The following is a 14,260-nucleotide window of genomic DNA, read 5'->3' as shown; positions in this document are numbered from 1 at the left end:
CTTTTCTGCACCACATCTGTATGCACATCCTACGATTTATACTGCTGAGTCTATTGCTGCTCTCGCTGCGTGCAGCAGGCCAAACATTTACGGACTCTAATTTACCGATTATCCTGATCAATACGCGTAGCGCTGTTATCGTAGACGAACCGAAAATCGTAGCCGACATGTACCTTGTCGATAACGGAGCGGGTAAGCGGAATGCGGTGACAGACAGGGCGTCGTTTAGCAGCGTGATCGGTATTGAGTTGCGCGGGGCTACTTCACAGCTTTTCTTTCCGAAGAAACCGTATGGTATTGAACTTCGGGATTCGACCGGTACAAACTCGGTCACGAAATCGCTATTGGGTATGCCATCAGAAAGCGACTGGGTGCTCAACGCCACTTATAATGATAAGACGCTGGTACGCGAAACCCTGACGTATGCTTTTTACCGCCAGATGAGCCCCTACTATGCGTCGCGCTTTCGCTACTGTGAACTGGTATTGAACGGGGAATATCGTGGTATTTATATTCTCATGGAGCGGCTGAAGCGGGATAAGAACCGGGTCAATATTGCCAGTATCAAAAAGACGGACGTATCGGGTGATGCACTCACCGGCGGCTATATCCTGAAGATTGATAAAACAGAGGGTTCCCCATCCATAAGCTGGACATCACCCTACCCGGCTGGCCCTAACCGAGTACCACTTCGTATACAGATTGACCGGCCCAAGCCTGAAGACCTGGCTACCGAACAGATCCAATACATCAACAGGTACGTTACCAGTTTTGAAAATGCGTTGAACGGCCCTGACTTTACTGATCCTGACAAAGGCTTCCGTCACTTTATTGATGAAGATTCCTTTATTGACTACCTGCTGCTGACCGAGGTCTGTAAGAACGTTGACGGGTATCGGCTGAGTGCTTACTTCTACAAAGACCGCGACTCGAAAAATCCGAAACTAGTCATGGGCCCAATCTGGGACTACAACCTGACCTACGGAAATGCCGATTACTGTAATGGAAATAGTTTCCAGGATTGGGTGTTCGACTTCAATACCGTTTGCCCTAAAGAGGCGAACCAGATACCGTTCTGGTGGAGTCGACTACTACAGGATTTGACATTTGGCAAGAAAGTAAAAGAAAAGTATAAAGCGCTGCGCAAGAAGGTGTTAACACCCCAGCGGCTGGAAGCCTTCATTGACTCGACCAGCGGCGTGCTGACCGAGGCCAGGGTCCGTAATTTCACAAAGTGGCCCGTGATTGGGGTATATGTCTGGCCGAATGGGTACGTTGGGGCGAGCTATGATCAGGAGACAGCGTACCTGAAAACCTGGATTAACCAACGGTTGAGCTGGATGGATGCAGCGATTGAACCCTTTGGCATTGCACCACTGGCTACCGAATCAAACGCATTGCTCCTTGGGCCTAATCCATCGGTTGGCGATGTGCGGGTAACGCTTGCTTTGGCCGTTTCTGGTCACGTATCCTTACAGCTGAGCGATATGCAGGGCCGCCCACTGTATCAGGCGCAGTGGACGGCCCAGCCTGCAGGTACGTTCGAACGGGTGTTGGCGTCAGACCAGTTTAGCCGTGGGCCAGGTACGTATCTGCTTACACTCACCACGCAGGATGGGCCTGTCTCGAAAGTGATTCTGCGTAACTAGGGCAATGGCAGGCTACCAGGCAGACGGATAGCGGGTCTGCAGGTATTGCTTCAGGTACGTTTGCACGTCGGCCCGCGATACGCGTTCCTGCTGGAGTTGCCCCTGGTGAAGGGAAAAGTTGATGGCATAATCCGTGTCTTCATCTTCGGTGATGACGTAGCGTACCGGCCCGAAAAAAGCGGTGAGCTGATCCATATCGCAGGTGGGCAGAAACAACCGGAGCGCACGCGGGTCGTAGAAACGGAAATACAGGGCAGTTCCGTCGGGCGACCGTACGTAGAGAAAGCGCTTCAGGTGGCTGAAGAGTGCCTCCGGCGCTGCTTCCGTAATCAGATACACGCCCCATGAGTGGCCCCAGCCTTCGGTAAAGACCCAATCGACAAAATCGGGCTTTTGTAACATAAACAGGTAAGGTGCCACATGGCTGAGTGTCTGCTCGGCACTGCCGGCGTACAAACAGCGGGAGTTGTTCTCGCCAGCCAGGTCCTTTGCCTGTTCCATCGCCTCATCCATCCGGGCGGCATCCAGTAAGCAATAAGCCATACTGACTAAGCTGGGTTTGGTTAGTGCCTGATCAACTTAGCGGACTCATCAGTGGCGTAGGCCTCGGTAAAGGTCTCTGCTTTGGCTGTGCCCCTACGGATTGTGTGTGGCTTGCTGGCCAACCAGCCGGTGAAGGTGTCTTTGTTGACCACATTGCCATTCTTATCTTGAAAATCGACCTCTTCGCCGTATTCCAGGTTAAGAAAAATAAGGCTGATGCCCGACATCGTCTGTTTGTTGCCGATGCTATAGGCGCGGTATAAGGCTATGTACTTCCCATCGGGCGACCAGCTTCGTTCTGCTTTTACGCTGGGGTCCACCATGTACCCATCAGCAGACCCCGCATCGACAGTGAATTCATCGTCGGGGAGCTTGATGGTCAACTTTCGCCAGGCCGCTACGGCGCCCGTTTTTTCCAGTAATGCGGGCTCCTGGAACGTAAGTCTGATCCTTGAAACTGGGTGCGTTATGACCAGCATAGGCTTATTTTTTTTGGGAACTGTTCGTTTCTGAGCCACCAGTTGCTGACTTGCCAGCAACATCAGCCAGAAAGTGAGTGCGTAGCATAGGCGGATTCTATACGGTTGTTGTCTCATTGGGGAATGGCCTATTTAGGCGTAATATCGGGCGGAATAACGGGGTCTGCCGCCTTTTTGATGCGTTTATAGCGATCAGCCATGTCGGTTCCCCGCCTGTTCAGGCCGTATGATTCGTTGATCTCGTCTTCGTATTTGCTCCGCTGGTCGCCCCAGGTGGCTGGGTCTTTCGATACCTTGGGGTTGTTTTTGTAGAAATCATCCAGGGCCTTTCCATAATCATCGTCAACGTAGGCTGGCCGATTGACACTTTGGTCCAGCACAGCCGCCCTGCTTTTGGCCGACGTGGCATAGTCGGAGATTGGATGATCGTAGCCCACCGGCTTCTGCGATGTGGCCTCATCGATTCGTTTTTTGAAATCAATCACCTGCTGATCCTTAAAAGCGTCGTCTTCGACACCCTGCCGCATTGAATCGAGGGCTTTCTCTACCTCAGCCTTTTTTTCTTTACTCGTGGCCGGGTCGCAATACGATTTTATAAAGGCATACAGCTCATCGCCCGCTATGGTAACGGTCTTGCCATCTTTGTCGGTATAGGTGTATTTGGCCCGTGTCTCTTTGACGGTGATTGTCCGCTTTCGCTTTCCTTTCCCCTGTGTTTTCTGTACATCCACCTCTTCCACATCCCAGCCTTTATCCTGAAACAGTGATTTGTACTTGTCTGGATTGGCAGCCTTGAAGTCTTTCAATTGCGTGGTTAATTCGCCTTTGCCGCTACTGTCGATGGTTTTTTGCATCGCCCCCGCCGTGATCGCCTGGTTGTCGAATGCCTGTACCGAATTGAAATCGCCTTCATTGGGCGACATGATCATCATCAGTTTGGCGTCTGTCTCGGTAATTTTGCCGCTATCGATCATGGCGTGCCAACGACCATAATCTTTCATGGGCTGCTGGTTCTTCTTGTTATTGTATTTGGGTCCTTTCAGCTTATGATAGCTAACACAGGCCCAGTCTTTGGGTGGCGTTGCGCTGGCACAGGGCTGCGTACTCTTGCTCACTTTGCCCGTTTTCTGGACGCTCTGTGCCGCGGCTTTTAATTGCGCTGCCTTGCCGGGAGCCGGTTTGGTGCCAGATGGAGGTTTCTGTGTGTTCATCGTGCATGGCTACTGGTTGTCTTCCGCAATAAATGAGTCGAGGCAGGCAATCAGCTGTTCAGTTTTGGCGTCTTCGCTGAGGTCATCATTGGCTAGAATCGTCAGCGCCCAGGGGTCATCCAGCGGAAAGGTAGGCCCAAAAATCAACCGAAAATCAGTGAAAATGGTCAGGTTGGCGTCGGTTGTCAGGCTGTAATAGTGCCCGGCTTTTATAGCTTGTCGGATCACGCTGTTTTGCCTGTCTGGTGCGATTAGCTGCGCATATTCGTCGGGAAACTGATCGTGAATATGGTCTCGGATCTGGCTGATCAGTTCAGCCTCAAAATGGGCGTCGAGGCGTTGAAGCTGGTGCGCGTGGATCGTCAGCATCTGGCTAGCAGGTTTCGCAGAATATGGCCCCGCTACTGGCTGCCAGCTTCAGGGCTATAGTTTGACGGATCGCTTTTAACTCAGCCGGTGATAGCAGATCTGGCCAGTCGATGGATAAGCCACTTCCAGCACCAGCATCGCCGATGAACACCGAGAAACAGCCCATCGTGATCAGCCCACCATGCATCGTTGCGTCGCCCATACGGGCGGCAGGCAGGCTGTTGATGAAGACTGAAGCTGACCCCTGAATGATCATATCGGGTGGGCCTATGCAGGTGCATAGGGTGGTGACTGTAGCGGCGGGTAGGCCACCAATCCATACCGTCGGATGGCCGGGTGGGGCTACCGGACCACCTACGTGGGTCGGAATAGGGCAGGTATGTAGATCACCTACGCGGGCAGCAGGTTTTCCCATTTGGCTTATAGATTTACTATAAACATAACGGAAAAGCCTTTTCAATAGCAGATCAACGTATAAATACGAGTTTGCGGAAACGTCTTAACCGGCCGCGTAAGCCAGGCGCAACTCGCGTTGGGTGACTTTGCCATCCAGCGTCTTCACGGCCTCGGTTAAGCTGAGTGGGCGCTCGGTGCCGAAGGTGCTGTAGATCAGCGACAATTTGTCGACAGAGACAACTACCTCGACAGGCAACGACCCCTCCCGGATGCAAACAGCCAGGTGATTCTCTACCGTTTGCGGCGATAGACCCCGTGCCGTAGCAATGTCGGAGATGGATTTTCCGCCTAGAAACAAGGTGCGTGTAGCCTCATGAGCGGCTGCGCTGGGTACGTTGGGCTGGGTACGTTGCTGAGCCGGGTACGTTGCACTACGACTATAGCCCGCACTGCCATAATCTGGATTGTTGCGGATAATGCTGAGCAATTCATCGCCAATACGCTTGGCTTTTGCCTTGCCTACCCCTTTGATCTTAGCGAGTTGCTCCATGGTTTCGGGCCGAACACGCTCTATTTCCATCAGGGTTTGCTGGGCCATGATCTGATAGGCCGTGGCGTTATGTTCTGACGCCATATTGTTACGCCATTTCATCAGTTCGAAATACAACGCGCTTGGCTTCGAATCGTCCCGACGGCCGGTAGCTCCCCGCTGACGGGTGCCAATCGCTGGTGCCGTGGCCTGTTTCCGGGCGGCTACAAAGTCGAGTTCGGCACGGTTGCGGGCTTCACCATAGAGCAGGGCATCGAAGCCGGTGCGGCATTTGGCGAAGGTGGCCAGGTTGACAACCAGCGCTTTTTCGGTTTCGTCGAGGTAGTCAAGCAGTGCCGTTCGTACCTGTTTGTTATCCGATTCGGTGGGGAGCGCGCGCAGCTTGGGTAATAGCTCGTCGGTAAGCAGGTTATGGAAATACACACTGGCATTGCGGATACGTACCTGAAGGGCCTCGTTGGCCTCGGGCAGCGGTTCCTGCGCGAAGTACTCGGGCAACTGTTTCTGAAAGCGATGGGCCATCAAGCGGGCTTTGTCGGTCAGGATCGCGGCCAGCTCAGTTAGCTCGGGCATCAGGTTCATTGGCAGGCTGCGGGCCGAATCGCCCACGACTTTCCGGGTACGTCCCAGCCAGTAAGCTGCCTGCTCGAATGAGAACAGATCATACAGTCGTTGTTCCTGATTTACCCGTTTGGCGCTTTGAAGGTGTTGCTCGGTGGGGGTACGTTCCTGCACATCGGCATGGAAACGCTCCAGGTTGTATTCAGTCTTGATGCTACTGGCCGGAATAGGCGTTTGCAGCACCAGCCCTTCCAGCGTCTTGCACCGGCTCAGGGCCACGTATACCTGCCCATGCGCAAAAGCCTTCCCCGCGTCGATAATGGCGCGTTCAAAGGTTAGTCCCTGGCTTTTGTGAACGGTGATAGCCCAGGCCAGCCGCAACGGGAACTGCATGAACGAGCCGATGATGTCGCTCTTGATCGCTTTGGTGGTTGGGTCGAGCGTATAGCGGATGTTCTGCCATTCAACCGGGCCGGTTACAATGCTCATCACTTCGCCGGGGCATTTCACTTCGATATAATCGTCTTCAAACGCGATGATCCGGCCAATTTTACCGTTGTAGAACAGCTTGTCGCGCGAGGCGTCATTTTTGATGAACATTACCTGCGCCCCCACTTTCAGGTCGAGTTTGTACTCGGTGGGGTACATGTGTTCGGGAAAATCGTTGAGGATGGTAGCCGTGTAGGACCGGAGCGGCGACGATAGTTCGGCCAGTTTCCGGTTGTTGATCTGCTGGGCCATGTTGTTATGCGTCGAGAGGGTAATGTACCCCGCTTCATCGTCGGGCGTGAAGTCGGGAATATACCGTTGATTCAGATCGGCCAGGCCCCCGGCGGTAATTGTTTTCTCGCGAATGCCATTCAGCAACTCAATGAATCGCTGATCGGATTGCCGGTAGATATGCGTGAGTTCGATGGATACGTACTCGGTCTCCTGCAACGCCTGGCTGCTGAAAAAATAACCGGTCTGGTAATAGGGTTGCAGCAACGCCCATTCTTCATCGCGGATGACGGGGGGAAGCTGCTGCATGTCACCGATCAGGAGTAACTGCACGCCGCCAAACGGCCGGTCGCCCCCCCGGTACCGCCGCAGTACCGCATCGATGCCGTCGAGCACATCGGCGCGTACCATACTGATTTCATCGATCACCAGCAGATCGAGCGTGCGGAGCAGCTTGATTTTTTCGCTGTTGAATTTCCGGTTGAGCTGCCCCTGGTCGCCGGGAACAATAGGGCCGAACGGGAGCTGAAAGAGCGAGTGAATAGTAACGCCTCCCGCGTTGATGGCCGCTACACCCGTTGGTGCTACAACAACGAGGCGCTTGGCCGACAGCTGCTTGATCTGGTGCAGAAACGTGGTTTTACCCGTGCCCGCTTTCCCGGTCAAAAACACATTCTGGCTGGTGTGCAGCACATAATTATGCGCCAGATCAAGTCGTTCGTTTGGGATGTGGGGTTTAGTGGTCAAGTGCGTACGGTTGGTAACAGAAAATGCCGGTTGGTTCTATAAAGATAAATGGTACGCGGGTTATGATGGTACCGCACGGTCCGCCGCTGCGGTACCATTATACTATCTCGATACATTATCTGTGTTTGTCGTCTCTACGAGCACCACGTTCGTAACCTGTGCTAGTCAGCGACGGGCAGGAATGCCTGCTTCCTCTGGCAGCCCCCCCTCCGGTGTCCCAGGCCTGGATCATCGGATCGAACCGCTGGATGGCCTGTCAGGGACGTGCGCGAGTTAGTCGATGATGGTAGGGAAGGAAGCGTCGTTGACGCCTTACAACCGCAGGAACCGGACAATGCCCTGCGGCGGTTACTGTCAGGTTTTACGTTTTACCGCCGGCTAGTGCAGGTTGCCTATCAACACGCTGCACCGTTCTCTTGCCACTCATTGCGGCAACAAATCACGTTATGTTCAGGAACGTACCTGAGCTGAATGCGCCCGTCGCCGGGCTTGAAGCGGGGCAACACCCTGCTCCACTTCTTTTGCTGGCAGGTTGTCCTGCATGCCTTTTGTGAATGGGATAATGAGCGATATAGACGTACCCAGCCCTTTTTTGCGCTCAACCTGCATGGTGCCTCCCATCAGTTCAATCAGGTTTTTGCAAATACTGAGCCCCAGGCCCGTGCCGCCAACCCGACGGGTGATAGATGCATCTTCCGGCCTGAGTGGCTGGATAATTGCTTCAGAAAAAGCGTCGTCCAGGCCAATGCCCGTATCGCTTACGGTGACTTCGATCACTTGATTGGTGGCGTTGTCGCTAATAACCCGGCACTGAATGTCTACCCCGCCTTTCTCCGTAAATTCTAGGGCATTTGACATGAGGTTGAGCAGGACCTGATGCAGCCGGTATGGATCGCCGATCAAAACGGGGGCTAACCGGTTGTCAGAGAATGAATGGGTCAATGCCAGCCCTTTTTCTTCCGCTTGGTGCAGCATGAGCTGCATGGCCTTGCCAACCACCAGCCTGGGCTCAAAACCGATTGCTTCAAGGGCTAATTTCCCCGCTTCAATTTTTGATATGTCGAGAATGTCGTTGGCGATAATCAGCAGATTGTCCGTTGCCGACTGTATCGTACTCAAATAAAACTGTTGATCGGCCGTCAGCTGGGTGTTGGTCAGCTGACTGGCCATACCCATGATCTCGTTCATGGGCGTACGTATTTCATGGCTCATGCTGGCCAGGAATAATTCTTTGACCCGAGTCGATTCTTCAGCCATTTCTTTAGCCGAAATCAATTCGAATTCCAGTTGTTTCTGACGGGTTATATCAATATGGGTACCGATAATTTTTAAGGGCTTGCCAGTAGCGTCTTTCTCAATGACCACGCCTCTGTCGAGCACCCAGTGAACGGTGCCATCGTTATGAATCATCCGGTACTCGTTATGGTGCTGACTAATCAGTCCAGCCTCGTACTGTTCGTTATTTGTCTCCAGAATCTTACGGTCGTCGGGGTGCACGTGACTCCACCACAGGTTGGCCGCATTCGCTAATTTGTCTGATTGGTAACCCAGAATATTATTACTGGGATTTGAGAAATAAGTTTTGCCAGTTCTGAAATTATGCTCCCAGTAATTATCGCCAACGTTAGACAGGGCCATGCGTAGCCGTTCTTCGTATTCTCTCAGTGTCAACTGCGCTACTTTCTCCGCCGATATATCGTCGATTATTGAAAAGTAATGGGTAATTGTTCCCTGCTGATTAACCACGGGTTGGCCATTTGTCCGGGCCCAGAACCAGGTGCCATCTTTCCGGTAATGAATGCCTTCTATATCAAACGGTTGCCCACGCTCGAACGCGTCAATCATTATTTTCAGGCTGGTACGGTCAGAAAACGGCCCTTTGCACAGGTCAACCGGCGTTTTACCAATAATTTCCTGTATGCTGTACTGGGTCAGCTTGCAGAAGCCTTCATTCGACCAGGAAATTTTACCGTCGAGATTTACGAAGACGACGCCATTTTTATTGGCGCTGGCCACCAGCGCTAGCCGTTCCAGTTCAGCTTCGTTTTTCTTCCGCTCAGAAATGTCTCTGATAAACGAACAGAAAAATTCATTTTCTCCCTGTTTGACAGCGATGATATACAGTTCGATCAGAAATGGTTTTCCCGTGCGGTCAACAGCAGACAGTTCGATTTGTTTACCGAGTACAGGCCCATTGCCCGTGTCGAGGTAATGCCTGGCATCCTGTTCGTGGCCTTGCCGCTGCTCGCCCGGTATGATAATGTCTGCTAGTTTTTTGCCGATAACTTCTGCCGCTTTCCAGCCAAAAATATGTTCTGCCTGCGGGTTCCAGAACGTGATAAAGCCAGCAATGTCGATGGTAATGATCGCGTCAAGCGCGGCATTCATGATCAGCCGGTTTTTCAGCTCACTTTGTTCAAGGGCATCCTGACTTCGTTTGCGCTCGGTGATATTCGTGTAGCTCCATAAATGGCCTTTGTATGTTTCGTCAATGTAGATTGGAATATAGTCTCGTTGCAGAATCGACCCGTCAGTGAGGGCCAGGATTTCATTGGTGACCAGTTGTTTTGCGGTGAGTATTTCATCGATTCGATCGACGAATTTATCCGAGTTCTTGAAAAGGTGTTTTGTATTTTCTGCGGTGTCGGTACAATCAACGCCTTGTAAGTCCTCGGGTGCAGCGGTTATATTGAACAGGTTGCAAAAAACCTGATTGGTAAAAACTATTTTTCTATGTTCATCTTCCAGCAAGACGCCGCTCTGCATGTTGGTAATGAGCGAGGTAAATACTTCTTCGGCGTTTTTGCGCTTATTGACCTGCTGATTCAATAATCTGGAAATGGTCAGTAAATCATCCGAACCGTCTGGTATGGCTACGCCGGATATTTTACCCGCAACCTCTTTCAGTTTTTCTATTGATTGCTTCTTTACGTAGATTTCACGTTTGAGTTTATTGTGTAGTTCCAGGTATTCTTCTTCACTGATGGTGAATGCACGTTCGGCCAGTTCCCGGTCTCTCTCAAGTGCCCGATACGATTCATCCACTACGCTCAGAAACTTTTTCATACCAGCATTGCCCAGAACGTCTGCCGGTAAATACTTGATGATCTGTTTCGTCAGTAGCTTATGATAATTCATAGAAAGAAGTGATTGTCATTGTCTGATTGTGTAGCTGGCAGTTCCCTCCGTCGTAGACTGGTGATAGTTCCCCATTGGCGTAAAAGCCAATAATGGGTACGTCGTTACCCAAGGTATCGGCTACGGCTTCCACTTCTTCGTCGATGCGGGGCCCGTAGATGAGTTTCCGGCCTACACAACTCACCAATAAGGTTAAATCGGGCTTTCGATTATTGGCGAACCTGGTTTGTTGGGCGGCTTCTGCGGCGGCGGCAGTGAGCTTATCAAAATTAGCCTTCATGAAACGCACGTTGGAGCCTTCGGGTACGTCACCGGCAAAAGTCATACTCTTCCTGTCGCGATCGATTGATAGGATAGTGCGTACTACGGGTTTATCAGCGCCGGGCATCGTGACGGAAAGCGGGAATAATAAGGCTGAACCCGGTAGGTTATCGGCATCGGGGCCCAGATACTTCCTATAAATAGCCAGCGCATTCTGCTCGTTAATCTCATAGAGAACATTATGTTCTGATCGGGTTATCTCTTTTTCGAGGCCAAAAATGTCCCAGCCGCCTTTCGAGCCATGCGTCACAACGAGCTTCTTGCCATATAAGCCAATGGCTACGATTTTACCTTCTGTGGGCGCTTCATTCAACCCTATCAGGGTAGACTTGAATTGGGCGGCGTCGCCTGCTAAACCGCCCGTTACCAGTACGTTTTTGGCGCTGGCCGTCAGGCCCTTTACCAGCTCGCTGCCGTTGACCATACAGCCGTCCGACAAGACCATCATATAGGTCAGATCATCGGCCAGTAGGTTGTCGGCCAGTCGTTTGGCCGCCTCGAAGCTGGTGCTGAAATCATTGATATTGACCGAGGTTGTCCGAATCCGGGTATGGCTGAATGCCATGGCAACGGCCACCAGGGTATTATCCTGCACAGTGTCCTGGTAAATCTCTCCGGCTGTGCTACAGATGGCAATTTCCGCGTTGGGAAATTTCTCACGGACTGTGGCAAAGAGCGTATCATCCTGCAACAGATCTCTGGCGGCAAAGCAAACAACAAGTTGAGCGTCTTTATCCGCCAGTGACTGACTGACGAGATGCCTCGACCAGCAACTATCGGCGTACTGAACAATGGATACAACCATATGGTGGAGCTGTTGGGATAAAGAGTGGGCTAATAGATAGGGTCAGACAAAATCATGCCAGAAAATAAGGCTGAGTCAACTTGCTCATTGGTAGCCTATTGCCCGGATCTTACCGGGGAGCATCAACGATAGTCCGGGTTTGCCGGATAGGCTAAAATCTTCCATCGATTGCTGGGAGCCAAGACACCAGGTGGGGCTGTGCGGCTTATCGACCAGTGGGCAGCTGCTGAGCCAGACGCTCCCTGGCTGGATGCCTTGGTTGATCCATTGGCCAACCAATGCCTGGCCTTGTTGACTAGTTAAGCGCCCTGTAGCGTATGGATATACGCGGGGTGAAAAGGCTGCCCTGTAGCCATTGCTGGCGCTGGCAATGTGGCCAACCAACGTACCTAGGCCAGCAGATAGATGGTAAACGTGGCCCCCTCGCCGACTTTGCCTTGTGCTTCTATCGCTCCATAATGTTGCTCAACCACTTTTTTCACAATCGCCAGACCAATGCCAGTTCCGGGGTAGGGGCTGTTGCGGCTGTGGAGCCGTTGAAAGGCCCCAAAAATTCGGTCTCTGTATTTATCATCGAAGCCAATGCCGTTGTCGGCTATGCGGATGGCCCAATAAGTAGAGGTCGCTGCTAAAGAGAGCGATGCAGGCAAGGTTTTCCCAGATACCCGTTCGGCGCTAATCTGGATGTGTGGCGGCACACCAGGGCGGGAAAATTTAAGGGCGTTGCCGATGAGGTTCTGCATCAGCTGCCCGATAGTGAGGCTGTTGGCCTGAATAGTAGGCAATACTGATACATCGATTACGGCGTTCTTTTCAGTTATCCGCGTTTCCAGATCGGTGAGAACGTCGGCAACAAGGTTGTTCAGATTTAACGAAACGTGTGCGTGTACCTGGCTGGTCACCCGTGAGTAGGCTAGCAGATCGCGAATCAGTCCGGCCATCCGGTCGGCTGCAGTCTGCATCCGCCGGATCATGTCCAGCCCGGACTCACCCAGTTGCGGGCCAAACTGCTGCGCCAGAATATTTCCAAAGGATTGCACTTTGCGGAGTGGTTCCTGCAAGTCGTGGCTGGCAATACCCGCAAATTGCTCCAGACTCTGATTTGATTCGCGCAGTTGCTGTTGAATGAGCTGGGCGGCTGTAACATCGCTGAACGTCACCACGACGCGTTCGGTCCCCTGCCGAACGGCCGATACTTCGAACCAGGCTTCCAGGCCATTCTGATCCTGGTAGTATTGCGTGGTTCGTTCGGGGTTGCCGGTAGCGACAACGCGCTGATACAGGTCATAAAAACCGGCTTCCACATTGCCTGGAAAGGTAGTCAAAAGCCGCGTACCTACAATCTCGGCCGGGGTACGACCCGTCATAGTCAGCGTCGATTCGTTGGCCGCTTCCATCAGAAAATCAATGGGGTTTCCTTCGTCGTCGCGAACCACCTGCATGGCAACGATCCCGTTTAGCGACGATTCGAAAATGGCCGTTAACCGATCTGTTTGCCTGGCCAGATCAAGCTGCGCTTGCTTACGCTCCGAAATGTCCAGAAAGGTCAACACCAGGCCGTCGCCCTGTTTAATGGCTGCAATGTCGAACCAGGTGCTGTAGCCGTCGGTTTTAAATTCATGCTCTAGCTGAATTTTTTGTCCTGTCTCTACAACGGTTGTGTACTGATCAAAAAGCCCATCCTCCCGTTTGGTTGGAAAGAGCGTCATCATACGCTGACCAAGCATCTGGTCGATGGGTAAACGCCTGATGTGGCAAGCCTGTTGATTGGCCGACAGTACCTCGAAATCAATGATTTGGCCCGCAGCATTACGAACAGATTTGTAGGAAATGATGCCAGACTGCACCCCATCCAGCACGTTCTGAAGCATGTGGGCGCTCTGCTGCAATTGCTGTTCGGCCTGTTTTTGTTCTGTAATGTCGTTATAGGTAACCAGTAGCCCTACTTCTGTTCGCTGAATGGATAGATCGATCCACTTCTGTGGGACTGGATAAAAATGGCTGACTCGAATTGATTCGTTGGTGTTGTAAACAGCCAGATAGTTTTTGAGCATCCCCTGATCAGCCGTTTCGGGGTACAGCGCAGTGATCGTTTTCCCTAACAGATCCTCCCGCGAATGGCCACCGCTGAGCTGCAGGGCGCCATCATTGACCAGAGTGACCCGGAAGTCGATGGCCGTACCCGCTTCGTCGAGCACCACTTCCAGCGCGGTAATGCCACTTAAAAACGTGTTTATGACGCCATCGAGCAGCTGATTTTGCTTGACCAGGGCGGCTTCGGCCTGTTTGCGGTCGGTTATATCGCGCAGTAACAGAAAGAAGCCGTCACCGAGTTGGCGGGCCTGTACTTCAAGCCAGCATTGTGCCCGTTTAAAGTAGGATTCAAATATGAAAGGCTGATTTTGCTTAACCATCCTGATGTACTTCGCCTCGTAGCTTCGCCCGTCCGGAAATCGTTCGAATAGGGTCTTGTGGGTAAAATCGGCGTCAGTATATCCCAGTAGTTTCTGAGCCTGCTGGTTATAATAGATTGTCCGGTAATCGAGTATCGAACCAGACTGACCACGAACGGGCTGGTAAGCGATAATACCATTAGGCGAACCGTCAAGAATGCCTAATAATAGATTGGCAGGATCGGATGGAGAGGGAAGAGGAAGCATAAGGGCGTTGAGTAACTCGTAGGGAGAGCCGTTGAGTACTGCTTGCGAATGTACAGAAAGTCATGGTCTTACAAAATGGTTGACCAAAAAAGGCCAGCTTCAGCCCATAGA

10 protein-coding genes are annotated in these 14,260 nt (G+C 52.1%); 1 reads left to right on the top strand and 9 read right to left on the bottom strand.

Annotated elements, in window-relative coordinates; all coding sequences use genetic code 11:
• The first annotated feature begins 20 nt into the window (after positions 1 to 20).
• Complete coding sequence (locus ACAW75_RS18650; protein WP_370730259.1) at positions 21 to 1,649, top strand: CotH kinase family protein; 1,629 nt, start codon at positions 21 to 23, stop codon at positions 1,647 to 1,649.
• 12 nt (positions 1,650 to 1,661) lie between these two features.
• Here ACAW75_RS18650 and ACAW75_RS18645 read toward each other — a convergent pair whose 3' ends face one another.
• From ACAW75_RS18645 to ACAW75_RS18605, 9 genes are all read right to left on the bottom strand, one after another.
• Complete coding sequence (locus tag ACAW75_RS18645) at positions 1,662 to 2,192, bottom strand: DUF4123 domain-containing protein (RefSeq protein WP_370730258.1); 531 nt, start codon at positions 2,190 to 2,192, stop codon at positions 1,662 to 1,664.
• A gap of 20 nt (positions 2,193 to 2,212) precedes the next feature.
• A complete protein-coding gene (locus ACAW75_RS18640; RefSeq protein ID WP_370730257.1) occupies positions 2,213 to 2,788 on the bottom strand; it encodes a hypothetical protein in 576 nt (191 codons plus the stop codon).
• An 11-nt stretch (positions 2,789 to 2,799) separates the two neighbouring features.
• A complete protein-coding gene (locus ACAW75_RS18635) occupies positions 2,800 to 3,882 on the bottom strand; it encodes a hypothetical protein (RefSeq protein ID WP_370730256.1) in 1,083 nt (360 codons plus the stop codon).
• A gap of 9 nt (positions 3,883 to 3,891) precedes the next feature.
• Complete coding sequence (locus tag ACAW75_RS18630) at positions 3,892 to 4,251, bottom strand: hypothetical protein (protein ID WP_370730255.1); 360 nt, start codon at positions 4,249 to 4,251, stop codon at positions 3,892 to 3,894.
• Positions 4,252 to 4,255: 4 nt separating this feature from the next.
• Positions 4,256 to 4,666, bottom strand: a complete 411-nt coding sequence (locus ACAW75_RS18625; RefSeq protein ID WP_370730254.1) for a PAAR domain-containing protein — start codon at positions 4,664 to 4,666, stop codon at positions 4,256 to 4,258.
• 84 nt (positions 4,667 to 4,750) lie between these two features.
• On the bottom strand, positions 4,751 to 7,225 hold the full coding sequence (locus tag ACAW75_RS18620) for an HRDC domain-containing protein (RefSeq protein WP_370730253.1): 2,475 nt from the start codon (positions 7,223 to 7,225) through the stop codon (positions 4,751 to 4,753).
• A 450-nt stretch (positions 7,226 to 7,675) separates the two neighbouring features.
• Positions 7,676 to 10,363 carry a PAS domain S-box protein gene (locus ACAW75_RS18615; protein ID WP_370730252.1) on the bottom strand — a complete coding sequence of 896 codons (2,688 nt, stop codon included), beginning with the start codon at positions 10,361 to 10,363 and terminating at the stop codon, positions 7,676 to 7,678.
• Positions 10,350 to 11,489, bottom strand: a complete 1,140-nt coding sequence (locus ACAW75_RS18610; protein WP_370730251.1) for an FIST signal transduction protein — start codon at positions 11,487 to 11,489, stop codon at positions 10,350 to 10,352. Before ACAW75_RS18610 ends, ACAW75_RS18615 begins: the two co-directional genes overlap by 14 nt.
• Positions 11,490 to 11,878: 389 nt before the next feature.
• Positions 11,879 to 14,149, bottom strand: coding sequence for a PAS domain-containing protein (locus ACAW75_RS18605; protein ID WP_370730250.1), 2,271 nt, complete (start codon positions 14,147 to 14,149; stop codon positions 11,879 to 11,881).
• Positions 14,150 to 14,260 lie beyond the last annotated feature (111 nt).

Origin of the sequence: Fibrella arboris (genome assembly GCF_041321095.1) — a bacterium.
Taxonomy (GTDB): Bacteria; Bacteroidota; Bacteroidia; order Cytophagales; family Spirosomataceae; genus Fibrella; species Fibrella arboris.
Note: the sequence above shows the minus strand (reverse complement) of the source record. Positions and strands in the feature narration are given on the sequence as shown.

What these genes read in the sequence shown, in the direction of transcription:
- ACAW75_RS18610 (WP_370730251.1), bottom strand. Translation starts at nt 11,489, where the DNA reads ATGGTTGTATCCATTGTTCAGTACGCCGATAGTTGCTGGTCGAGGCAT.
- ACAW75_RS18625 (WP_370730254.1), bottom strand. Translation starts at nt 4,666, where the DNA reads ATGGGAAAACCTGCTGCCCGCGTAGGTGATCTACATACCTGCCCTATT.
- ACAW75_RS18645 (WP_370730258.1), bottom strand. Translation starts at nt 2,192, where the DNA reads ATGGCTTATTGCTTACTGGATGCCGCCCGGATGGATGAGGCGATGGAA.
- ACAW75_RS18605 (WP_370730250.1), bottom strand. Translation starts at nt 14,149, where the DNA reads ATGCTTCCTCTTCCCTCTCCATCCGATCCTGCCAATCTATTATTAGGC.
- ACAW75_RS18640 (WP_370730257.1), bottom strand. Translation starts at nt 2,788, where the DNA reads ATGAGACAACAACCGTATAGAATCCGCCTATGCTACGCACTCACTTTC.
- ACAW75_RS18630 (WP_370730255.1), bottom strand. Translation starts at nt 4,251, where the DNA reads ATGCTGACGATCCACGCGCACCAGCTTCAACGCCTCGACGCCCATTTT.
- ACAW75_RS18635 (WP_370730256.1), bottom strand. Translation starts at nt 3,882, where the DNA reads ATGAACACACAGAAACCTCCATCTGGCACCAAACCGGCTCCCGGCAAG.
- ACAW75_RS18650 (WP_370730259.1), top strand. Translation starts at nt 21, where the DNA reads ATGCACATCCTACGATTTATACTGCTGAGTCTATTGCTGCTCTCGCTG.
- ACAW75_RS18615 (WP_370730252.1), bottom strand. Translation starts at nt 10,363, where the DNA reads ATGAATTATCATAAGCTACTGACGAAACAGATCATCAAGTATTTACCG.